General features: G+C 60.8%; 16 protein-coding genes. 8 read left to right on the forward strand and 8 right to left on the reverse strand.

Features of this window, described 5'->3' with window-relative positions:
- Positions 1–44 precede the first annotated feature (44 nt).
- On the forward strand, positions 45–1,001 hold the full coding sequence (locus E3W21_RS30405; RefSeq protein ID WP_134423411.1) for an alpha/beta hydrolase: 957 nt from the start codon (positions 45–47) through the stop codon (positions 999–1,001).
- 260 nt (positions 1,002–1,261) lie between these two features.
- Here E3W21_RS30405 and E3W21_RS30410 read toward each other — a convergent pair whose 3' ends face one another.
- From E3W21_RS30410 to pvdM, 5 genes are all read right to left on the reverse strand, one after another.
- On the reverse strand, positions 1,262–3,739 hold the full coding sequence (locus E3W21_RS30410) for a TonB-dependent siderophore receptor (protein WP_134423413.1): 2,478 nt from the start codon (positions 3,737–3,739) through the stop codon (positions 1,262–1,264).
- Positions 3,740–4,024: 285 nt separating this feature from the next.
- A complete protein-coding gene (locus tag E3W21_RS30415; protein ID WP_134423415.1) occupies positions 4,025–5,674 on the reverse strand; it encodes a cyclic peptide export ABC transporter in 1,650 nt (549 codons plus the stop codon).
- A 216-nt stretch (positions 5,675–5,890) separates the two neighbouring features.
- The gene (locus E3W21_RS30420; RefSeq protein ID WP_134423417.1) at positions 5,891–6,769 is read right to left on the reverse strand and encodes a formylglycine-generating enzyme family protein; all 879 of its coding nucleotides are present in this window, start codon (positions 6,767–6,769) and stop codon (positions 5,891–5,893) included.
- Positions 6,770–6,914: 145 nt separating this feature from the next.
- Positions 6,915–8,195, reverse strand: a complete 1,281-nt coding sequence (locus tag E3W21_RS30430; protein WP_134423419.1) for an aminotransferase class V-fold PLP-dependent enzyme — start codon at positions 8,193–8,195, stop codon at positions 6,915–6,917.
- 30 nt (positions 8,196–8,225) lie between these two features.
- Positions 8,226–9,575 carry a pyoverdine-tailoring dipeptidase-like protein PvdM gene (gene pvdM / locus E3W21_RS30435; RefSeq protein WP_134423421.1) on the reverse strand — a complete coding sequence of 450 codons (1,350 nt, stop codon included), beginning with the start codon at positions 9,573–9,575 and terminating at the stop codon, positions 8,226–8,228.
- 267 nt (positions 9,576–9,842) lie between these two features.
- Between pvdM and E3W21_RS30440 the strand changes: the two genes are divergently transcribed.
- On the forward strand, positions 9,843–11,462 hold the full coding sequence (locus E3W21_RS30440) for a PvdJ/PvdD/PvdP-like protein (protein WP_134423423.1): 1,620 nt from the start codon (positions 9,843–9,845) through the stop codon (positions 11,460–11,462).
- A gap of 133 nt (positions 11,463–11,595) precedes the next feature.
- On the opposite strand, the gene E3W21_RS30445 is transcribed toward E3W21_RS30440, so the two are convergent.
- The 3 genes from E3W21_RS30445 to E3W21_RS30455 are packed head-to-tail and all read right to left on the reverse strand — an operon-like array spanning position 11,596 to position 16,144.
- Entirely contained in the window at positions 11,596–12,990 is a 1,395-nt protein-coding gene (locus E3W21_RS30445; RefSeq protein WP_134423425.1) for an efflux transporter outer membrane subunit, read from the reverse strand.
- A gap of 7 nt (positions 12,991–12,997) precedes the next feature.
- Positions 12,998–14,971 (reverse strand): MacB family efflux pump subunit, encoded by a 1,974-nt coding sequence (locus E3W21_RS30450; protein WP_134423427.1) that lies wholly within the window; start codon positions 14,969–14,971, stop codon positions 12,998–13,000.
- Complete coding sequence (locus E3W21_RS30455) at positions 14,972–16,144, reverse strand: efflux RND transporter periplasmic adaptor subunit (protein ID WP_134423429.1); 1,173 nt, start codon at positions 16,142–16,144, stop codon at positions 14,972–14,974.
- Positions 16,145–16,538: 394 nt separating this feature from the next.
- Here E3W21_RS30455 and E3W21_RS30460 point away from each other — a divergent pair, with 394 nt between their 5' ends.
- From E3W21_RS30460 to E3W21_RS30485, 6 genes are all read left to right on the forward strand, one after another.
- Positions 16,539–17,021 (forward strand): sigma-70 family RNA polymerase sigma factor, encoded by a 483-nt coding sequence (locus E3W21_RS30460; protein ID WP_134423431.1) that lies wholly within the window; start codon positions 16,539–16,541, stop codon positions 17,019–17,021.
- A 146-nt stretch (positions 17,022–17,167) separates the two neighbouring features.
- The gene (locus E3W21_RS30465; RefSeq protein WP_134423433.1) at positions 17,168–18,505 is read left to right on the forward strand and encodes a lysine N(6)-hydroxylase/L-ornithine N(5)-oxygenase family protein; all 1,338 of its coding nucleotides are present in this window, start codon (positions 17,168–17,170) and stop codon (positions 18,503–18,505) included.
- Between the two features lie 503 nt (positions 18,506–19,008).
- On the forward strand, positions 19,009–21,711 hold the full coding sequence (gene mgtA / locus E3W21_RS30470) for a magnesium-translocating P-type ATPase (RefSeq protein ID WP_134423435.1): 2,703 nt from the start codon (positions 19,009–19,011) through the stop codon (positions 21,709–21,711).
- Between the two features lie 171 nt (positions 21,712–21,882).
- Complete coding sequence (locus E3W21_RS30475; RefSeq protein WP_129437142.1) at positions 21,883–22,599, forward strand: MgtC/SapB family protein; 717 nt, start codon at positions 21,883–21,885, stop codon at positions 22,597–22,599.
- 130 nt (positions 22,600–22,729) lie between these two features.
- Positions 22,730–23,143, forward strand: coding sequence for a response regulator (locus E3W21_RS30480; RefSeq protein WP_134423437.1), 414 nt, complete (start codon positions 22,730–22,732; stop codon positions 23,141–23,143).
- 110 nt (positions 23,144–23,253) lie between these two features.
- Entirely contained in the window at positions 23,254–23,880 is a 627-nt protein-coding gene (locus E3W21_RS30485; RefSeq protein WP_129437138.1) for a response regulator transcription factor, read from the forward strand.
- The last annotated feature ends 6 nt before the right edge of the window (positions 23,881–23,886 follow it).

The following is a 23,886-nucleotide window of genomic DNA, read 5'->3' on the forward strand; positions in this document are numbered from 1 at the left end:
ATCAGGATTTTGTATTGACCTCTTTGTGTAGAAGGATTCGTCCCATGTCCGTGTTGCCAGAACTTGAAGCATTTCTAGAACTCGCCGAGTTCGGCCGGATGACCGGTAAAAGTCGCGCGATGCATGAACAGTCGCCGCAACAGGCGCGGATCGATTTCGAAGCGTCATCGGGATTTCTCGATGTGCCGCTGGACAGCGTTGCCTGCGAGGACTTCACCATCGCCGCGCGAGATGGCCACAGTTTGTCGGCAAGGGTGTATCGCGATGGGCAATCGGTCGATGGGCTGCAACCGGTGGTGTTGTATTTCCATGGCGGCGGGTATGTGGTCGGCAGTCTCGATTCCCATGATGCGCTGTGCCGGCGGCTGGCCTCCCAAGGCGGTTTTGCCTTGTTGACGGTGGATTATCGCCTGGCCCCGGAATGGCGGTTCCCGACGCCGGTGCAGGATGCCTGCGATGCGGGGAGCTGGCTGGTGCGCGAGGGCGCGGCACATGGCCTGGACGCAACGCGAGTGGCCGTGGCCGGTGATAGCGTGGGTGCGACGCTGGCGACGGTGTTGTCGATCATGGCCGTGCGTGAACCTGAGGAACTGGCGTTGAAACCGAAGGCGCAACTGTTGGTGTACCCGGTGACGGATGCCACGACCAAGCGCGCGTCGCATTGGGATTTCGCCGAGGGTTATTTGCTGGAGACGCCGACGCTGGATTGGTTCTATGCGCATTACGGGCGCACGCCGCAGGATCTGGCTGATTGGCGCTGCTCGCCGTTGCTGGCGGAGGATCTGTCAGGCGTGGCGCCAGCACTGGTGTACTTGGCCGGGCATGATCCGTTGCATGACGAAGGGTTGGCGTATGCCGAGCGGCTGCGTGCTGCCGGGAATGAGGTGACGTTGCTGGAACAGCCTGGGATGACCCATGACTTTTTGCGCATGGCGGGGTTGTTGGGGGAGGTTGAGGGGATTCATGCGGAAGTGGCGGAGTGGGTGCGTTCGCGGCTTTGATCTGAAGTCTGATTGCTCTGCCTGGGAATGATCCAGACTAGCCAGCACCACCGTGTCATCGTTCTTCGCGAGCAAGTCGAATCGTCGCACCGCCGCTCCCACATTTGATCTCGGTGTACGCAGGTTTTGTATCCACCACAGATCCACTGTGGGAGCGAGCTTGCTCGCGATGACGGCATCACAGTCGACACAAATCTCACAGCCATAAAAAAAATGCCCGCATCTCACGATACGGGCATTTTTCATTTCAGCTCAGCCACTCAGAAATCATACTTCGCGGTGATCTGCAGGTTACGCGGCTCGCCGTAGAACGTGGTGCCGAAGTTGCCCAGGCCCGTCAGGTACTTCTTGTCGAAGATGTTGTAGGCATTGGCGGTGAAGCTCAGGTGTTCGTCGTACTGATAACGGGTCATCAGGTCCACGAGGGTGTAGCCGCCTTGTTTGAGAGAGGTGCTGCCGCCCTCGCCACCGCCCACGTTGGGGCTGTAGCTCTGGCCGTAAAACGCGCTCTGCCAGCTGACACCGCCACCGACGGTGAACTGGTCCAGCGCGCCGGGCAGACGGTAGGTGGTGAACGTACGAATCACGTGTTCCGGTTTGCTGGTGGCCAGCGGGAAACCGAAGATGCGTTGTTCGTCCTTGTCACGGGTGCGGGCGTAGGTGTAGCCGGCAGACACGTTCCAGTCCTGTGCCAGTTCGCCGGCCAGTTCCAGTTCCACTCCGTTGGTGGTGGCGCCGTCGGTGGCTTTGAAAATGCCATCGCCGGTATTCACATCGGTGCCGACCGATTGAGCGACGTTGTCCTGCTCAATGCGGAAGAATGCCAGGCTGGCGTTCAGTTTGCCTTCGAAGTAGGCCGCTTTCAGGCCGGTTTCGTAGCTGTCGCCTTCGACCGGTGCCAGGGTCGCACCGTTGATGTCCTTGTTGATCTGAGGCTGGTAGATCTTGGTGTAGCTGGCGTAGACCGAATAGGTATCGTCCAGGTCATAGACCACACCGGCGTAAGGCGTGACAACGCCGTGTTCCTTGTAGCTGGCGTGGGTGTCGGTGAGGGTGCCGCCCGGATAGTACGAGTAGTCTTCGTTGTATTTGAAGGTGCTCAGACGGCTGCCGAGGATGAACGACAGGTCGTCGGTCGGACGCAGGCGCGTGGCCAGGTAAAGACCGTTCTGGCTCTGGGTGCGTTCGTACTTGCCGTTTTTCGGGAAGTCCTGTTTCGGCAGGCTACCGTTCCAGTCATAGATGCTGCCCGGCACCAGTTCGAAGGCGCTGGTGTCGTACGTTGCGCCGGTCTGGCGCGAGTGCGATGCCATGAAGCCGGCTACCAGTTCATGCTCGCGACCGCCCAGTGAGAACGGACCGGAGACGTTCACGTCAGCCGTGTTCTGCACGCGATGACCTTCCCAGCGCCCCCAGTAAAGGAAATTGCCTTCGCCCGTGGCGCGGTCCGCAGAACCCCCGCTGGCCGAGGCCAGTCGGGTGTCATGATCGGTGGTTTTCTGGTCGAAGCTGGCCTTGAATTTCCAGTCATTGGCCAGTGCTTGTTCCAGCGACGAGAAGTAGGTGACGCTGTCGAAATCACGACGGCTCCAGTCGGCACCCGGGTTGAAACTGCGAGAGAAGTCGGTGCGGCCACCGTCGGTGAAGTACGGCGCGTTACCGGTCCAGGAACTGCCGCGCGGGGTGGCACTGGACTTGTCGACGCCCAGGGTCAACAGGGTGTCATCGGTCAGGTCAGCTTCGAGGATGCCGTAGTACAGGTCTTTCTTCTGGCTGTAATGATCGATGTACGAATCTTTGTCCTGCAAGGCACCGACGAAGCGGCCGCGCACGCTGCCGGAATCGTTCAGCGAACCGGAGATGTCGCCTTCGGTGCGGTAGTTGTCCCAGGAGCCAGCGGTGGCGCTGACCGATGCCTTGAAGTCCTTGGTCGGTTTCTTGCGCACCAGGTTGACGGTGGCAGACGGGTCGCCCGCGCCGGTCATCAGGCCGGTGGCGCCTTTGATGACTTCGACGCGATCGAGGCTGGCGGCGTCGTCGCTGTTGTTAGGGTTTTCACCGTAAACGCCGTCGTACGGGATGTTGACGCCATCGTACTGAAAGTTGGTGATGGCAAAGCCACGGGCGGAAAACTCGGTACGGTCACTGTCGTACTTCTGCGCCGTGATGCCGGGGGTGTTGCGCAATACGTCGCCGACGCTCTTGGCGCCGCGATCGTCCATTTGCTGACGCGTCACCACGGTCACCGATTGCGGTGTTTCGCGAAGGGTCAGCGGCAGTTTGGTCGCGGTGGTGGTGGCGCCGGTGGTGTAGGAACCGGTGTCTTCAGTGGTCAGGCCCAGGGCCTGGCCGGAAATGGTGGTTGCGCCCAGTTGCAGGCTCGAGCCGCCGCCGGACACCAGGGTGACGGTATTACCGCTGATCTGGAACGAAATACCAGTGCCTTTCAGCAGGGCGGCGAGGGCATCGGACGGTTCCAGTGAACCGGATACCGCGCGAGACTTGATCCCTGCAACCTGATCCGGGCTGTAGAGGATTTGCAGGTTGGTCTGCATGCCCAGTTCGGTCAGCGCGTTGGAAAGCGATTGACCTGCAATGTTCACTTTTACAGGTGCAGCATTGGCCATCGAGCTCCCCAGCAAGGTGGCGGTCAGCAGTACGCTAGTGAACAGGGTGCGATGCAAAGTCGGGCGCTGTACGGCCAGCGCGAGAGGTGTGCGGCGTGTTTGAGGTCGCATTACTTACCTGAGCTCCTGAAAAAGTGTTGTGCAGAGTTTTTGTTAATAGGAATGATTATTAGACGCAGCACGAGCGTAAAACCGGAAAGAAACCCGTTAAATAAATTTATGAAGGCCGCCGCAACGCGATCTATGTAGCAGCTGGCGAAGCCTGCGTTCGGCTGCGAAGCAGTCGTAAAACCAGAATCCGCGGTGAATCAGGAAAACCTCGCGAGCCGAATTGGCGACTGCTTCGCAGCCGAACGCAGGCTTCGCCAGCTGCTACACAGACCGCGGTTTTCTGTTTCAGGCGGGAGCCAGTTCCGTGACGACCCGTCCGCTTTCCATACGCACCAGTTGGTCCGCCACGTCGAAATAACGGTCATCGTGGGAGATCACGATGATGGTCTTGCCCAGACGCTTGAGGTCCGGCAGCAGCTCGGTGTAGAAGATCCGTCGGAAGGTCGGGTCCTGGTCGGCCGCCCATTCATCGAACACCAGCACTGGACGTTCCTCCAGCCACGCATTGACCAATGCCAGGCGTTTGCGCTGGCCGGTGGAGAGGTCGGTGGTGGTGAAGTTGCCGTCCTTGACGCTGACCTTGTGCGCGATCTCCAGCCGTTGCAGGTATTTGTTGGCGTCTTCGGGGAGGTGTGTATCGCCCTGGACCACGTCGTCGAACAGGTAATAGTCGGCAAAAATGGTGGTGAACAACTGGCGATAGTCATCGCGGTTGGCGGCGTCGATCACTTCGCCGTTGACGTGGATTGCACCCTGCTGCGGCGTGTACAGGCCCAGCAGCAGTTTGATCAGCGTGGTCTTGCCGCACCCGTTCTCGCCGACAATAAAGGTGATGTCGCCTTGCTTGATCGTCAGGTTGACCGGCCCTAGCTGGAACGGTGCAGCACCTTCGGCAGCCGGGAAGCTGAAACGTACATCGGCCAGTTTCAGTTCGTGTACCGCTTGCTTGACGTTGCCTTTATCGCTCAGCAACAGATGAGGTTCCGGGGTGGAAAACTGCTCCGACAGTTCGGCGATGCGGCGGAAGGCGATCTGCGCGCGGCTGACGATCGGCAAGGTGCTGATCAAATGCTCCAGCGGGCCTTTCATATAAAGCAGCACCAGCACGAAACCGCTCATCACGGTTTTGTCGGCGCTCGGCCAGAAGGTTTGCAGCGCGAGGGCCAGGCCGATGACCACGAAGAACAGCATCGAGCCGAAGGTCTTGGCAATCACGAACGTATTGATCGAACGCACCTGGGTGTTGCAGATGAACTCGGCCGTGGCCTTGATGCCCGAGACGAACATGCGCTGGCGGCGTGGGCGATGAATGCGCAGTTCCTTGGCGCCTTCGGCAATCGCGTTGTAGTGCTTTTGCAGTTCATCTTCGGCCTCTCGGGCGGCCATGAAACCCTGCACCCCTTTGCTCTGGGCGTAGGCCTGAATCGCTGTGCCGATCAGGATGGCGGCGACCATGATCAGGAACATCGGCCACGACAGAATGGCCAGGTAGCCCATGCAGCCCAAGGTCACGGTGACGGAAATGGCCAGCGGCGCGAAGGCGAAAGCGAAGTCGCTGATGGTGTCGACGTCGTGGGTCAGCACCGGGATCAGACGGTGGCTGCGATAGCGCTCGATCTGTTCGATCGGCGCCGACAGGACTTTCTCGCCCAGCTGTTTACGCAGTTTGGCGATGATGTGCTGGCCGACATAGTTGGTGCCGATGTCCGAGCAGATCGAACTGGCCAGTGCCAGCAGGCACAGGCCGGCGAACAGGGCGACGACGCCTTGGGTCAGGCCGGTGTCCGAATGCAGGGCGTTGTTGATGGTCGCCAGCAATACCGTGACGCTCAGGCCGCCGACCATGCCCAGGAAAATGGACGCGGCGACGATGAGCCGAAAGGGTTTCAACAGGGCGAACAATTCGCCGATGGCGCCACGGGTAGGCTGGGTCATGGAAGACAGTTCCTTGGGTCGTGAAGGCAGATACCCAGTAGAACGTCTGGTGGAAGGCTTAATTTAGAAGGGCGCCGACTGGTGGCGATCGCGACTCAAACACATGACCCTGTGGGAGCGAGCTTGCTCGCGATAGCGGACTGACAGTCGACATATCTATCGACTGTGATGCAGTCATCGCGAGCAAGCTCGCTCCCACAGGATTGGGGGTGTGTCTTAGAGATCGCGCACGATTCGGAATCCCATCCAGTCGCCGCGCTCTTGCGGGTACTGGCTGTTGCGGTTGCCGGAGCGGGAGAACACCGGCGCTTCGCCCCAGTCGTTACCGCGAATCCGCACGGCTTTGCATTTAGGCTCGACCCAGGCGCTGCCATCGGTGGGGGCACCGACGGAATCAGGGTGTTCGCAGTCTTCTACCCATTCGTAGACGTTGCCGTGCATGTCGTACATGCCAAAGGCGTTCGGTGGGTAGCTGCCCACTGGCGAGCTGAAGCTGTAACCGTCCGCCGGGCCATAGGTGTTGGCGTGTTTGCTGATGCTGTATTCCTTGCCCTCATCGAACGGGAAGGGGAACGGCCCTTTGCTGCCGCCACGCGCGGCATATTCGCGTTGGGCCTCGCTGACCATGCGGTACGTCTGCCCGGTTTTTTTCGACAGCCAGGCGACGTAGTTCTTCACGTCGTCGAAGTTCATGCACACCGCTGGCTGACGCGGACTTTGCGGATAGCGCGGCTTGCTGGCGACGCACTCGCGACCCGGCCGGGTGTCGCCATTGGCGATGGTCACACCACTCTCGCGCATGTAGCTGTCCCATTCACCGGCGGTGACCTGGAAGCGGCTCATGGCGAACGGCTTGGCGAAGGTCACGTCATGCATCGGACCTTCATCGGATTCGCGACCGACTTCGTCATCGGGGGTGCCCATGGTGAAGGTGCCGGCGGGCAGCACGACCATTTCCGGGCAGTCTCGGCAGTCCTTGAACACCTTGCCCGGTTGCGGGGCGGCGGCCGCCTGGGCGGTGGTCGACAGTAGACCGGCCATGAGGGCGGTCAGGGCGAGTGCCTTGAGCGGGCGGGGTAACAGATCACTGTTCATGCGTCATCTCGATTAAAGAAAAGCGGGGTGTCACGCTCGGTCCAATGTGGGAGCGGGCTTGCTCGCGAAGAGGGCGTGTCAGTCGACACCCATGTTGACTGGCAGTCCGCATTCGCGAGCAAGCCCGCTCCCACAGGGTTCAGCATCACGCGATCTTGCTCAGCAGCGCCATGAAACGGTCGATATCGTTTTCGGTGTTGAGCAGGCCGGGAGCGATGCGGATCACCGGGCCGACGTCGCGGTCCACCGAGTCGCAGACCACGCGGTTTTCCATCAGTTGGACGGCGACTTTTTCGCAGTCGCGATCCTTGATCCGGAAGAAGGTAAAACCGGCCGACAGGTCCGGGCTCTTTGGCGTCACCAATTCGATCTGCGGGTGCTCCAGCAAGCGGTTTTTCGCATAGGTATTGAGCGCGTGGATGCGTGCCTGGACCTCGGCCTTGCCCAGGTCCAGGTGCAGCTTGAAGGCTTCGTTCAGGGCGCAGCGATGCTCAAAGCTGTGATAGCCGCCGGGGGTCATGATGGTCGAGAAGGTGGTGGCTTCGGAGAACGTCGGGATGGTCGGCGTCACGTCCTTGAGCTCGGTCGAACGGGCGCAGATGATCCCGGTACCGCGCGGGCCGAACATCCATTTATGCGTGCCGGCGATGAAGAAATCGCAGTGCATGTCGGGGAAGTCGAGGTCCTCGACGCCGAAGCCATGGACGCCGTCGACCACATACAGGATGCGGTCCTTTTCTGCGCGATTGCGGTTCTGCTCGTCCACCAGTTTGCCGATTTCGCCGATCGGCAGTTTGACGCCGCTGCCCGATTGCACCCACGTCATGCCGAGCACTCGGGTTTCGGGGCGAATGCCTTTGGCAATCGAGCCCAGCACTTCATCCACGGAAATGCTTTGACTGTTCTCGAACAGCTTGAGCTTGCGAACCTTGACGCCGTCCTTTTGCTGACGGTAAACCAGGGCATAGTTCGTGGCGTAGTGTTCGTGTTCGCTGGTGAGGATTTCCTGGTCGGGGCGCACATGAATGCCGCCGTAGATCAGTGAAAGGCCTTCGGTGGTGCTGCCGGTGAGGGCGATCTGCTCGGGCTTGGCCTTTAGGTAACGGCTGGCCCAGACGCGCACTTCCTGCTCGCGCTTTTCGGTTTCCCCAAGGTCCCAGTCCATGGCCAGGCCGGGGTTGCGGTCGAGGTTGGCGCGGTGCATGTCGATGGCGTCACGCACCGGTCTTGGGTGTGAGGTCACCAGAAAGTTGGCGAAGTGCAGGTAATCCGGGTCCTGATTGAACATCTGGCGTAGTTGCGCCCATTTATCCTTCGCCAGCGGCGCCGGATTGGCGGCCAGCGCCGGCAGGTTCACGGCAGCGCCCAGGGGCAGGCCGGCCGCGAGAATGCCGGCCTGCTTGAGGAATGAACGACGGTTGGTCATGAGCAAGATTCGCTTTTGCCAAAGAGGGGATCAGTTTTTTGCCACAGGCTTGGAAGACTTCTGCACCTGGTCCCAGACCCGCAGGAAGTTGCCGCCCCAGAGCTTGGCGATATCGGCTTCGCCGTAGCCGCGACTGATCAGCTCGGCCGTTACGTTGCGTGCCTCGCTGACGTCTTTCCAGCCGTCCAGGCCGCCGCCATCGTTGAAATCGGAACTGATGCCGACGTGGTCGATGCCGATTTTCTTCACCGCGTAGTCGATCGCGTCGCCGTAGTCCTTGAGCGTGGCTTTGGGTTCCTCGTCGACGATGGCATAGAGCTGACTGGCGTACTCGCCGAAACGTTGCTCGGACCAGACGGTGATCACCGGATCGCCCGGCATCAGCGCCATCTCCAGGCCTTGCAGCGGTTGCAGGTCGAAGCGTGCGCGCAGGGCGTTGAGTTTGTCCTGGGTGGCCTGGCTCAGCGGGCGGATGTAGGTCGGGAAACCGACAATCTGCACCACGCCGCCGCTGTGCTTGATCAGCTGCATTTCCTGATCGCTGAGGTTGCGCGGGATGTCCACCAGCCCTCGCGGCGCCGAGTGGGACGCGACCATCGGCGCACGGCTCAGCTGGGCAACTTGCTCCAGCGCCTTGGTCGACATCTGCGAAACGTCGATGATCACGCCGAGGTCGTTGAGGCGATGCACGGCCTGCTTGCCGATCTCCGAGAGGCCGCCAAGGGCGTCGCGGGAATCGTTGAAAAACGGCAACGGCCGGGATGAGTCAGCCCAGGCGTTGTTGCCCACGTAGCTGAAGCCGAACATGCGCATGCCGCGGGCTGCCCACTTGTCCAGGGCGTTCAGGTCGTTGCCCAGCGGATAGGCGTTGAGCATGCTCATGAAGATCGCGAACTTGCCTTCGCCATGCAGGCGGCGGAAATCGTCGGGGGTGTAGGCGATGGCGACCTGATTGGGGAAGTCGCGAACCATTGTGCTGATGATTTTGTAGCGGGTTTCCTGCTCGAACCGTGCTTCGTCGACGAAACCGGCGGTTGGGCGGTGCGGGGCGTTGGCGCCGTTCCAGATTTCCGGCCAGCCAAAGATCGTCAGCGCCGCGCCGGACAAACGTCCGCGCCCGGTTTTGACCAGGTCGAATTGCCCGGTGCCGTCCTTGTCGGCTTCATTGCCGGCGGTACCAAAGTCCAGCGGGACGGTGACGTGGCTGTCGAAGGAGAGGATTCGCTCGTGCAGTTCATCGGCCTGTTTCATCACCTTGACCGGGTAGCCGGGATTGTCCTTGAACCAGTAATCCCAGGCCGCAAAGCCTGCACCGGCGCTGATCGCCAGGGCCAGCGGCAGGCCGATGTAAAGAGCCTTTTTCGAACGTGGTTTTGTCATTGCCGTCTCAGTCAGGTTCGCCGTCGAGGTGCAGGCACAGGGGGCCTTTGCTATCTGGGAAGAACGAGTGACCGACCAGGAAATTTAGATCTCCCCCGAAAAGATCGTCCGAACGCGGCCCGAACCTTCGGCAGCTCCTACATTGGGGCTGCGTACACCTGTAGAGCTGCCGAAGGCTGCGATCTTTTCGAGGCACCATAAATTTCGGAGGGCAACAAACGTTCTAGCTTGGATAAAGCCTGCTTCATGGCTGACACAGGTAGGGCAATGACGATTTCTCGACGATGGTTCATGGCAGGCCTGGCGCTGACCGGCGCCGCCGTGCCTGCGGCTTTTTATGGGCATCGTGAATGGACGAAACCGGATCCGACGATCACCCCCGGCGAAGCGTCATTCGATGTCGCGGATGTCGCTGGCCAGCACTTGGCGAACACCTTGCGCGGTGTCTGGCAGATTCGTTTCGAAGGGCCAGACGCCGGCATCGAAGGCCTGCCACGGGACGGGCTGGAGGTGTTTCTCGACATCGGTCACAAAGGTCGCGGCCTGAGCGGGTTTCTCGACACCGCCGAGCGTTTGCGCTCGAACGAAACGCCGCGTTATTGGGTACTCGGCGATCTGGCCGGCGCCAAACCGGCGCAATTGAGCTGGCGACTGCTCAGCGCCAGTGGCTCGGCGGATTATGAATTCAGCATGGCGATGGACGAAGTCTGGGCCGGTTTCGGCAACGCTGGCAGCGGCACTCTCAGTGGTCGGGTGGTGAATCTGGACCGTCCGTTAATGTTGACGGCCCAGGACAACCGCTTCATTGCCGTCAAGCGCGTGTTCCCCGAAGCTCGCGAGCGCAGCGGTCTCAATCCGACGTTGCTGGCCTGGCTGGTTTCGCCCGAGCATCGACTGTTTCACCAGCTCTGGCATGCCTCCCGGGACAAATGGCACACCCTGTCCGAAGACAAGCGCGGCGCCCTGCGTGGCATTGGCTGGCAGCCTGGCCCGCGGGACAAGGAGCGTGATGCCCGTGGCGCGCGCAAGGATCGTAACGGCTCAGGCGTGGATTTCTTCTTCATGCACCGGCACATGCTAGGCAAGGCGCGCTCCCTGCAGGACTTGCCGTCCTGGCAACACTTCCCATTGCCACAGCCGGAACTGGCGCGTGATCGCGTTGGGTTCGCCCGTTATTTCGACAACCACGACGGCACTGCGCTGCCGCCGACCTGGCTGGCCGAAGACGATGCCGAATACTCGCAATGGGTCAGCGACATCAAGACCGCCGAGACCTACCACAGCAATTTCCAGGTCTGGGAATCGCAGTACCGCGATCCGCGTTATCTGTCGAAGTTGACCCTGGGGCAGTTTGGTTCAGAGGTCGAATTGGGGTTGCACGACTGGCTGCACATGCGTTGGGCCTCGGTGCCGCGTGATCCGTCCAACGGTCAGCCGGTGCCGTTTGCCCGGGATCCGGCGGACTTTTCCGCACGCTGGTATGCGCCGGAAAACGACTTCCTCGGCGACCCGTTTTCGTCTCATGTAAACCCGGTGTTCTGGCATTTTCACGGCTGGATCGATGATCGACTGGAAGACTGGTTCCGCGCGCACGAGCGCTTTCATCCGGGGGAGGTCAGTCGGCTTGAGGTCAATGGCGTGGCGTGGTTTGCGCCTGGGCGTTGGGTCGAGATCGACGACCCGTGGCTCGGCCCGAGCACCCATGGTTGCAGTACTACGCCGGGGTTGCAGACTGGCAAATCGGTGGAGATGGACCCGGAAATCATGAAGCTGGCGTTGCGGATTACCTTTGGTGATGACGAGAAGAAACTGGCGGATCTGTTCCGCAAGGTGCCGCAGCGGCCTTGGTATGCGCGGCATTTGAAGGCTAAACCGATTACGAGTTAAGCAGGTGATACCGCGTTATCGTTCTTCGTCGGAACGCCACCCGGAGCAAGCCCGCTCCCACATTTGGTCTGTGTACACCTCGGTCCAATGTGGGAGCGGGTTTGCTCGCGAAGGCGGCCTGACAGACGCCGCATTACAACGCCTGCCACCCTCCGCCGAGCGCTTTGTACAACGCAATACTCGCCTGCAACCGCGACAACCGCAGCTGCACATTCAAATCCTGCGCCGCATACAGCGTGCGCTGTGTCTCCAGCACCGTCAGCAAATCCTCGGCACCGGCTTGGTAACGGCTTTGCGCAATGTTGAAGGCCGTTTGCGCCTGGTTCAGCTCTTCACCTTGCCACTGCCGCTGTTCGTCCAGTCCGCGAATGCTGTTCAACGCTTTTTCCACATCGGCGAACCCATTGATGATCGCCCCGCGATACGTCTCCAGCAGTTCTTCCTGACGGGCCGTGGCCTTGTCGCGCTCGGCGCTCAGGCGACCATTGTTGAAGACCGGTGCGAGCAGTCCGGCGGTGAGGTTGTAGAAGGGGTTGCGCAGGACGTCGGTGGCGCGGTCGGCACCGGAGCCGATTTCTGCACTCAGGGTCACGGCCGGTAGCATGGCGGCCCGGGCGACGGTGACGTCGGCTTGTGCGGCGGCCAATTGCGCTTCGGCGCGGGCGATGTCCGGGCGACGACTGATCAGCTCGCTGGGCAGGCCAGCGCCAATGGTAGGCCATGCCAGTTGATCAAAGCGTTCCTGACCCAAAGACAACTCCTGCACCGGCCGGCCGAGCAGTGCGGCAAGGCTGATCTGTGCGTCCTGAGCCTGTTGCTGCACCAGTGGCAATTGCCGCTGTTGCGCGGCGACCAGGCTCTTCTGCTGCGCCAGTTCCAAGGCCGTCGCCGAGCCTGAGTCAAAGCGCGTCTGCACCAGTTTCAATACATTCTGCGCGTTCGTCAGATTCAGCTCTGCGATGCGACTTTGCTCACGCAACGACAAGCTTTGCGCGTAGCTGTTGGCCACGCCGCTGAGCAGCGTCAACTCCACCGTCGCCTGATCGAATTCGCTGGCCTGCAAGCCGAATTGCGCACTGTCGCGGGAGGCGCGTTGGCCGCCCCAGAAGTCGACTTCGTAAGTGGCGCTGAGGTTGGCGTTAAAGTAATCGACGGCCTTGTTGTCGCCGTCGGCATCGAGCTGGCTGTAGCCGTTGCCGCGCAATAGTTTCTGCCGATTGGCGTTCAGGCCGGCCTTGACCTCCGGCAGCAGCGTGCCGCCGGCAATCACCGTGTCGGCCTGAGCCTGGCGCACCCGAGCGATGGCGGCGGCCAGGTCGTAACTGCCGACCCGCGCCTGTTCGATCAGGCGATCAAGCTCCGGGCTGCCGAACTGCGTCCACCATTGCAGGTTGCTGCGAGTAGCGCTTTGAGTGTGTGGCGATTGCCAGGCAGCGGGCGGCTGGAGGTCGCTGTCCGGGCGCTGGGCGGGACTGCCGCACGCGCCGAGCAACAGGCAAAGGGTCAGCAGGCTGAGTTGCGGCTTCATAGATCGATCATTCACTGGTAAGGGCCGTGACCGGGTCGAGTCGGGCAGCTTTGCGGGCCGGCATGAAGCCGAAGACAACACCGGTGACCAGAGCGCAGCCGAACGCGCCGAGCACCGCTATCAAGGAGAACGCCACGGCGACTTCGCTGAGGATCAGCACGCCGCCGACGATCATCGCCAAGGCGATCCCGGCAAGCCCGCCGACCACCGAGAGCATCACCGCTTCGGTGAGGAACTGGCGCAGGATGTCCCGTTGGCGGGCGCCAGTGGCCATGCGGATGCCGATCTCGCGGGTGCGTTCGCGCACGGTCATGAGCATGATGTTCATCACACCGATCCCGCCCACCAGCAACGAAATCGCAGCAATCGAACCGAGCATCAGCGACAGGGTATTTTGCGTGCGTGCCTCGGCCTGAATCATTGCGGCGTTGTTGGTCAGCTCGAAATCCTTCTTGCCGTTGTGCAGGCGCAGCATCAATTGCTCGATGGCTTTTTCGGTCTCTTTGACCTTGCGCGCATCGGCGGCGGCGATAGCCACGTATTCGGGGTTGTGGGTGCCGAACAGCCGCACGCTGGCAGCGGAATAGGGGATAGCGATGCGGTCGTCGCTGTCGGAGTCGCCGGAGCTGGCGCCTTTTTCCGCGAGCACGCCGACCACCTGGAACGGCACGTTTTCGATCAGGATGTATTGGCCGATCGGGTTGGCAACGTCCTTGAGCAACTTGGTCCGCACCTTGTGGCCAATCACCGCGACTGCCGCCGCGTTGCGTTCATCTTCCTGGGTGAAGTAGCTGCCTTCCACCACCGGCCAGTTGAAAATCGCCGGGAAATTGGTGTCGTTGCCGCCGACGTAACTCAAATGGTCGAGATTGCCGAAACGCACCCCGGCCTCCTGGCCATTGACCGGCATGATCCGTGTCACTTGCGGCAGGCTTCCCACCGCCGCAACGTCATCCAGGGTGACGATGCCCAGCGGCGTTCGCGGGTTTGGCGACGAGCCGCTGAGGTAAATGATGTTGGAGCCGAACGCGCCCATTTGCGCCATCACCTGGCGCTTGCTGCCTTCACCGACGGCCAGCATCACCACCACCGACGCCACGCCGATGATGATGCCGAGCAGCGTCAGCGCGGTGCGAAAGCGGTTGATCCACATCAGCCGCCACGCGGCTTGCACCGCGTCGATCAGTTCGCCTTTCCAGGCCCCGGTGGCTTCGGCGCCTTCAGTCAGGCGCTTGCGCAGATCCACCGCTTGCAGCGCGCCAGGGTTGGCTGAAGTTTGTGCCTCAGGGTTGTCGCGGGCGCTGTCGCTGATGATCAGCCCGTCGCGAATTTCGATGATGCGTTTGGCCCGGGCCGCCACTTCGCGGTCGTGGGTAATGAGGATCACCACGTGGCCCTGGCTTGCCAGTTCGTCGAGCAGGGTCATGACCTCGGCACCGCTGTGGCTGTCGAGGGCGCCGGTGGGTTCGTCGGCGAGGATGATGTGGCCGCCGTTCATCAAGGCGCGGGCGATGGACACCCGTTGTTGCTGGCCGCCGGAGAGCTGGTGCGGACGATTGCCGGTGCGTGAGGCCAGGCCGAGGCGGTCGAGCAGGGCGGCAGCGCGGGCGTGGCGTTCGGCGGCCGGAGTGCCGGCGTAGATGGCTGGCATCTCGACGTTTTCCTGGGCCGAACCGGACGGGATCAGGTGATAACCCTGGAACACAAAGCCGAAGGCTTCGCGGCGCAGCCAGGCCAGTTCGTCGCTGTCGAGTGCGGCGACGTTTTCCCCGGCGAAACGGTATTCGCCCGAGGTCGGGCGGTCGAGGCAGCCGAGGATGTTCATCAGCGTCGACTTGCCGGAGCCGGAGGCACCGACGATCGCCACGAATTCCCCGGCATGGATCGACAGGTCGATGCCGCGCAGTACGTGAACTTCCGGTGAGTCGCCGCCGCCGTAGGCTTTGCGGATGTCTTGCAGGTCGATCAGGGGCGTCAGCATTCAGCCGCCACTCCCGTCGGTCGGGCCGATCAGCAGGTGATCGCCTTCCTGCAAGCCGTCGAGGATCTGCACCCGCAGGCGATCGCTGATGCCGGTGCGTACGTCGCGTTGCTCGATGCGGCCGTTTTTGGCGACGACCTGGGCGGTCTGATTGTCCGCTCCAGTGCCAGCTTGCAGGGCTGCGATAGGTGCGGTGAGGACGTTTTTCGCCTGCTCGGCGACGAAGAAGACTTGCGTGGTCATTTCCGCCATCAGCGCGTTGTCGGCGTTGTCGACGTCCAGCAATACGGTGTACAGCACCACGCGAGCGCTGCCGCTTTTGCTCGAACTGGCCGGGCTGCCGCCGCCCTGGCTGCTCTGGTCCAGCGGCTTGGGCGGTACCGGCAATATTTGCCGCACGGTGCTGTTCCAGCGACGGTTGCCACCGCTGAGGGTGGTGAACCAGGCCGTCATCCCGGGTTTGACGTGACCGATGTCGGCTTCCGACACCTCGGCCCAGACGGTCATCGGCGACAACTTGGCGATGCGCAGAATCAGTGGCGTTTGTTGCTGGGCGTTGAGGGTCTGGCCGACCCGGGCGTCGAGTGCAACGACGGTTCCGCTCATCGGCGCATAGATTCGCGTGTAACCGAGTTCCGCCTGATCGCTGCGCAGGCTGGCCTGGGCCTGGCGGATCTGCGCCTGGAACATGTCGATACGAGCCTGGGTGGTGCGCAGTTCGGCCTCGGCGGTCTGCACGTCTTCTTCGCGGGTGGCGCCACCGGCCTTGAGGTTCTGCTGGCGCTGGAATTTCTGCCGGGCGAGGTCGTGCTGCGCCCGTTGTTCCTGCAGCTGCGCGTTGAGGTTTTCGATGGAGAAACGCCCGGCGTCGAGTTTGGCCTGTTGCGTGGCCGGATCGATCTCCACCAGCAACTGGCCTTCCTTGACCACATCGCCGACTTCCACGTGGATCTTGTGGATCTGCCCGGATGCCTGGGCACCGACGTCGACATAGCGTCGAGGTTGCAGGGTACCCAGCGCGGTGACGCTGCTTTCGATGTCGGCGCGGGTGACCTGAACGGTGGCGAACTGGTCGCGGCCGGGCGGGATGATCTGCCAGGCGGCCACGGCGATAACGGGGATCAGACAAAGTGCTACAAGCAGGGCGCGTCGGGTCTGTCGGGGACGTTTCATGCAGGGTTCCGGCCAATGGATATCGGCCCGTCGCTCAAAGGGACGGGGAGCTGTCCTGTAAACGATGAAGGCAGCGTGGAATTTAGTCGCAGACATATGGCGTAACACCTGTGTAGGAGCTGTCGAGTGCAACGAGGCTGCGATCTTTTGATCTTGTTTTTAAAAGCAAGAACAAAAGATCGCAGCCTCGTTGCACTCGACAGCTCCTACAGGTGAAGGGGTGTGCAGGTGCTCGAGCAGGACTATTTGTCAGGCAAGGTGAAGCAATACTTTAAATCTATATGAGAATTACTATAAATTACGCGCCTCGAACTGCCACTATCGTGCCACTGCCTATTTCGGCGGTCGCCGGTCTGGCTCAAGGATAGAAACCGCACCCCTGCGGCCGGGAGTCATGTTGGAAAACTACTATCGCGAGCTGGTGTGTTTTTTGAACGCCAAGCTGGGCAACCGTCAGGTGGCCGAAGATGTGGTGCATGACGCTTATCTGCGGGTATTGGAGCGCTCCAGCGACACGCCGATCGAGCAACCTCGGGCGTTTCTGTACCGCACCGCACTCAACCTGGTGATCGACGACCATCGGCGCAATGCCCTGCGTCAGGTCGAATCCCTGGAAGTGCTCGACAACGAAGAGCGCTACTTCACCCCATCCCCTCATTACAGCCTCGATCACGGTCAACGCCTGGAGATGCTCCAGCGTGCATTGGCGGAATTGCCACGGTTGTGCCGCGAGAGTTTCCTGCTGCGCAAGATCGACGGCCTATCACACCCGGAGATTGCTGAACACCTCGGTATTTCTCGCGCGCTGGTGGAGAAGCACATCGTCAATGCAATGAAGCATTGCCGGGTGCGGATGCTGCAATGGGATGCCCATTGATCCGACCCGATCAATCAAGCTGCATTAAATTTTTTTTCATTGTCCTCGTTCCCTTCAACAGACGATCTGCTGTCCTGCTCAAGGCCGGTCAGGTCACTTAGGCTTACTCCCCGCTGCTTCGGGGGTTCATCCAGAGGACACTGGAAATGACACAGGCAATTGCATCGCCCATCGTTCACGACCTGATCGGCGTCGGTTTCGGCCCTTCGAACCTGGCGCTGGCCATCGCTCTGCAAGAGCGCGGGCCGAGCCAGGGCGAGCTGGATGTTCTGTTTCTCGACAAGCAGGCCGACTACCGCTGGCACGGCAACACCCTGGTGACCCAGAGCGAGTTGCAGATCTCCTTCCTCAAGGACCTGGTGACCCTGCGCAACCCGACCAGCCCTTACTCCTTCGTCAACTACCTCAAGCACCACGGCCGTCTGGTGGACTTCATCAGCCTGGGCACCTTTTATCCGTGCCGCATGGAGTACAACGATTACCTGCGCTGGGTCGCCGGGCAATTCGAAGCGCAGAGCCGCTATGGCGAAGAAGTGCTGACCATCGAGCCGGTGCTGCACAACCAGCAGGTCGAAGCGCTGCGGGTGATCTCGCGCGATACCCACGGTCAGCAGCACGTTCGCACCGCCCGCTCGGTGGTGGTCAGTGCCGGCGGTACACCGCGCATTCCCGAAGCGTTCAAGGCGCTCAAGGGTGATAGCCGGGTGTTCCACCACTCCCAGTACCTGGCGCAGATGGCCAAGCAACCGTGCGTGAACAACCAGCCGATGAGCATCGCGATCATCGGTGGCGGGCAGAGCGGGGCGGAAGCGTTCATCGACCTCAACGACAGCTTCCCGTCGGTGCAGGTGGACATGATCCTGCGTGGCTCGGCCCTGAAACCGGCGGACGACAGCCCGTTCGTCAACGAAGTGTTCTCGCCGGAGTTCACTGATCTGGTGTTCCAGCAGGCGAGCAGCGAGCGTGAGCGTCTGGTCAGCGAGTACCACAACACCAACTATTCGGTGGTGGACATCGACCTGATCGAACGCATCTACGGCATCTTCTATCGCCAGAAAGTCTCGGGCATTGCGCGCCACGCGTTCCGTACCCTGACCACCATCGAAAAAGCCACGGCCACCGAGCGCGGTATCGAGTTGGCCGTGCGCAACAACGCCACTGGCGAAGTCACGGTCCGTCATTACGACGCCGTGGTGCTGGCCACCGGTTACGAGCGCCAGATGCACCGCAAACTGCTGGCGCCGCTGGAACAATACCTGGGTGACTTCGAGGTTGACCGTAATTACAAACTGATCACTGACGAGCGCTGCAAGGCCGGCATCTATATGCAGGGCTTCTGCCAGGCCAGCCATGGTTTGAGCGACACGCTGCTGTCGATCCTGCCGATCCGTGCCGATGAAATTGCCGGTTCGTTGTATGACCATGGCAAGGCACGGGGGCATGGCCGTTCGGTGATGGATTTGTTGCTAGCCACCGCCAGCTAAGATATGTAGCGCCTGTTTAGTCGCCTTCGCGAGCAAGCCCGCTCCCACATTTTGACCTGTGTTCGCAGATCGAGTGTGGGAGCGGGCTTGCTCGCGAAGAGGCCCTGAAGAACAGCACAAATTCAGAATCCTGAACCCTTCCTGAAGAACCCCGCGATTCCCCCTCCACACGCCTTTGCTTCGTTTACTCTGCAGAAATCGGGGCGTAAGCTTCGCGCGTTTTCAATCAATAGCGGAGACCCACAGTGGGTACTTGTTCGAGTGACAGTAGTCGGCCGGTTTCGATAACCGGCACCTTCCCGGCAAGATAACGCGCCACTTTTTTGTGCCGTTGTCTCGCCGAAAAGCGAGCAGCGGCATCCCGATCGCGACCAGTCCTGGTCCGTGTCCCGACGTCCCTCTCATCGACGCTGAACCGTGCGTGATGTTCGACTTTGTGTCGTCATCGCGGCGTATCGACACGCCTGCTCGACGGTTTCCCGGCTGACCCTGGGGGAACTGCCATGAACCTGACCCTGCTCAAAGAATTCTTCGCCGGATTCCTGCGCACCCGCCACATCGCCCGACACTTCCGTCGCCTGGCGCTGCTGGAAAACTTCACCGACACCACGGTCAGCCGCGAGGTACCGCCCACCCTGGCGCAAACCCTCGTGAGCGCCGCCAACAGCGACACCGGCCAACTGCTGAACAACCTCGGTAGCCACACCGATGGCTTGAGCGAACTCGAAGCCGATGCACTGCGCGTGCAATTCGGCCTCAACGAAGTCGAGCACGAACAGCCTCTGCCGTGGTGGACCCACTTGTGGCACTGCTACAAAAACCCGTTCAACCTGTTGCTGACCTTGCTCGCGGTCATCTCCTGGCTGACCGAAGACATGAAAGCCGCCATCGTGATTTTCTCCATGGTGGTGCTCTCGACATTGCTGCGCTTCTGGCAGGAAACCAAATCCAACCAGGCCGCCGACGCGCTCAAGGCGATGGTGAGCAACACCGCCACGGTGTTGCGTCGGGATGCGCAACGTACAGAACTGCCGATCAAGCAACTGGTGCCAGGCGACCTGATCGTGCTGTCCGCCGGTGACATGATCCCCGCCGATTGCCGGGTGCTCAACGCCAAGGACTTGTTCGTCAGCCAGGCCGCCATGACCGGCGAATCGATGCCGGTGGAAAAATTCCCGCGCCAACAGAACGGCGATACCCACAATCCGCTCGACCTCGACAACATCCTGTTCATGGGCACCAACGTGGTGTCCGGCACGGCGATGGCGGTGGTTCTGACCACGGGCAACAACACCTATTTCGGCGCCCTGGCCCAGCGGGTTGGCGCTACCGATCGCGCACCCACTTCATTCCAGACGGGCGTCAACAAAGTCAGCTGGCTGCTCATCCGGTTCATGTTCGTCATGGCGCCGTTGGTACTGTTCATCAACGGCTTCACCAAGGGCGACTGGACCCAGGCGCTGCTGTTCGCGCTATCGATTGCCGTGGGCCTGACCCCGGAAATGCTGCCGATGATTGTCACCTCGACGCTGGCCAAGGGCGCGGTGTTCCTGTCGCGTAAAAAAGTCATCGTCAAACGCCTCGACGCGATCCAGAACTTCGGCGCCATGGACGTGCTGTGCACCGACAAGACCGGCACCCTGACTCAGGACAAGATCTTCCTGGCACGCAATGTCGATGTCTGGGGCAACGACTCCGATGACGTGCTGGAAATGGCCTACCTCAACAGCTACTACCAGACCGGCCTGAAAAACCTGCTGGACGTGGCGGTGCTCGAACACGTGGAAATCCACCGTGAACTGAAAGTCGGCACAGCGTTTCGCAAGGTCGACGAGATCCCGTTCGACTTCACTCGCCGGCGGATGTCGGTGGTGGTCGCCGAGCGCGATCATTCGCACCTGCTGATCTGCAAAGGCGCGGTGGAGGAAGTGCTGGCGGTGTGCACGCGGGTGCGTCATGGCGAGGTCGATGAAGCACTGAGCGATGAATTGCTGGCGCGGATTGGTCAGGTGACCGCATCGTTCAACGCCGAAGGACTTCGTGTCGTAGCCGTCGCCGCACGGCCAATGATTGAGGGCCGCGACACCTACAGCCTGGCGGATGAGCAGGAACTGACATTGATCGGTTACGTGGCGTTTCTCGATCCACCGAAGGAAAGCACCGCGCCGGCCCTCAAGGCATTGGCCGCTCACGGCGTGGCCGTAAAAGTGCTGACCGGCGACAACGAACTGGTAACCGCGAAGATTTGCCGCGAAGTCGGCCTGGAGCAACAAGGGCTGCTGATGGGCAACGACATCGAGCGCATGAGCGACGCCGAACTGGCGATAGCGGTGGAGACGACCAACGTCTTCGCCAAACTCACGCCGTCGCACAAGGAGCGCATCGTGCGTTTGCTCAAGGGCAATGGCCATGTGGTCGGTTTCATGGGCGATGGCATCAACGACGCGCCGGCGCTACGCACCGCCGATATCGGTATTTCGGTGGACAGCGCCGTCGACATCGCCAAGGAAGCGGCGGACATCATCCTGCTGGAGAAAAGCCTGATGGTGCTGGAGGAGGGCGTGCTGGAAGGGCGCCGGACCTTCGCCAACATGCTCAAGTACATCAAAATGACCGCCAGCTCGAACTTCGGCAACGTGTTCTCGGTGCTGGTGGCCAGTGCGTTCATCCCGTTCCTGCCGATGCTGCCGATGCACCTGCTGGTGCAGAACCTGCTCTATGACATTTCGCAGATCGCCATCCCGTTCGACAACGTCGATGAAGAAATGCTGAGCAAACCGCAGCGCTGGCAGCCAGCGGATGTTGGCCGGTTCATGCTGTTTTTCGGACCGATCAGCTCGATCTTCGATATCACCACGTTTGCCTTGATGTGGTACGTGTTCGACGCCAATACCCCGGACCATCAAACCCTGTTCCAGTCCGGCTGGTTCGTGGTCGGGCTGCTGACCCAGACCCTGATCGTGCACATGATCCGCACACCGAAAATCCCGTTCCTGCAAAGCCGCGCGGCGATGCCGTTGATGGTGATGACCGGAATCATCATGGCCGTCGGTATCTTCCTGCCGATGGGACCGCTGGCGCACTACTTCAAATTGCAGGCGCTGCCGTCGCTGTACTTCGTGTTCCTGCCGGTGATTCTGCTGGCGTACATGGGCCTGACGCAGGCGGTGAAGGGGTTCTATATCCGCCGGTTTGGCTGGCAATAAAGCCGAACAGTTCCTTTGTGGCGAGGGAGCTTTCCTGTGGGAGCGAGCTTGCTCGCGATAGCGGCCTGACAGTCACATAGACAGTGAATGTGCCGCCGTCATCGCGAGCAAGCTCGCTCCCACAGGAAAGCACCTGGCCACAGGGATCGGGTATTTTTCAAGGATTTTCTTATGCAAGCCATCAACAACATCAACCTGACCTCCTTGGTCGACACCCTGGTCAGCCTCAGCGCGGCCTTCATCCTCGGCGGCCTGATCGGTTTCGAGCGCCAGTACCGCCAACGTACCGCCGGCCTGCGCACCAATGTGCTGGTGGCGGTGGGGGCGGCGATCTTTGTCGACATGGCTAACCGCCTCGGTGGTGCCGAAGGTGCCGTGCGAGTGGTGGCCTACGTGGTCTCCGGGATCGGCTTTCTCGGTGCGGGGGTGATCATGCGCGAGGAAGGCAATGTCCGCGGGCTCAATACCGCTGCCACCCTATGGGCTTCGGCGGCGGTGGGGGCCTGCGCCGGTGCCGACCTGCTGCTCGAAGCGCTGCTGGGCACGTTGTTCGTACTGGCGGCCAATACCTTGCTGCGGCCGATCGTCAACAACATCAACCGCCAGCCGCTGGATGTGATTTCGGCGGAAGTCACCAACATCGTGTACGTGATCGCCCGGCGCTCGCAACAACAGGCGGTACTGGCCTTGTTAGAGGCAGAGCTTGAGCGCAGCAACTACCCGGCGAGCGATATGGATGTGCACGCGTTCGGCACGGATGAGATCGAAATCGAAGCAACGCTGGCGACAACGTCGGTCGATGGCGATGAACTGGATGCACTGGTGGGGCGGATTTCAACGTCGACGTTGGTGGTGCAAGCGTTCTGGAGTCCGAGTACGACGGAATAGCCGTTCTTTCGATTTTCCTTCTGCCACCGGAGGAAGCGTCCTGGTTTTTAGGAAAAGTCCTACAGAAAGCTCGGCGGGTCTTCCGTAGCCTTGCGCCCTCACGAATCTGACACTCTCCTGGGGGCCCACGTTGTCGAACAAAGCCTTACGTATCCTGATCGCCGACGAGTTGCATTTTCACCGCATGAAGGTCGAGCGACTGTTCAATCAACTCGACTACTACCGGATAGCACCGGTGCACAGCCTTGAAGAGCTGTTAACCCTGGTCGAATACGGTTGCGAGCCATTTGATCTGGTGGTCGTCAATGCCTCGCTGGCAGACAGAACGTTGAATCTGCTCGATTTTTTCCGCGATAACCATCAAGTTCATCACGCATTGATCTACGACGGTCAGCAGGCGCAACTGCCGCCCATTCCTGCCTGCGTTCAACAAACCGTCAAGGTGAGCCACGCGACGCTGCCTGATCTGGCATCCATTGAGCGGCTGATGGAGATCGTCGACCCTCGTCTACCGTTCGTCGGTACTGTCATTTCTGTCAGGTAGTTGCGCCCGGTTTTCCATGCAAAAGTCTTTGCGCAGCCGGTGCGTTCAACCGGGTCGGGCTCATGGGCATTGATTGCTCAATCGTCGTTGTTGTTGCACAGGGAGTTGCCATGAAGTCAGTGCTGATTGTGGACGATCATCCGGTGGTTCGCGCCGCAGTCAAAATCGTACTGGTGCAGGAGGGTTTCAAGCAGATTTACGAAGCGGCGAGTGGTAATGAGGTCTTGCCGAAGATCCGCGAGCACAAGCCTGATCTGGTGGTACTGGATCTGGTGATGCCCTCGCTCGACGGGCTGGATGTACTGGCACGGATCAAGACCAGTGGGGTGCCCTGCCGAGTGCTGGTCTTCACGTCCCAGGAACCCATGTTTTATCAGGATCGTTGCATGCACGCCGGCGCCGCAGGCTATGTCGCCAAGTCCAATGACTTGCAGCACTTGCACAGAGCCGTGCACGCCGTGATGGCCGGTTACACCTATTTCGCCCAGCTACCCTCGGCGTCGGTGTCGCTGAACTCGATACAAATGAGTGAAAAACAGATGATCGATAAACTCTCCGACCGGGAACTGACGATCTTTCAGCATCTGGCCCGGGGCATCGGTAACAAGGCGATCGCTGAAATCATGCACTTGAGTCACAAGACCGTCAGCACCTACAAGACCCGTTTGGTTGGAAAGCTCAACGTGGAATCGGCGGTGTACCTGAGGGATTTTGCCAAGCGTAATCATCTGATCTGAGTGAGC

Source organism: Pseudomonas sp. F01002, assembly GCF_004402115.1.
Taxonomy (GTDB): Bacteria; Pseudomonadota; Gammaproteobacteria; order Pseudomonadales; family Pseudomonadaceae; genus Aquipseudomonas; species Aquipseudomonas frigoris.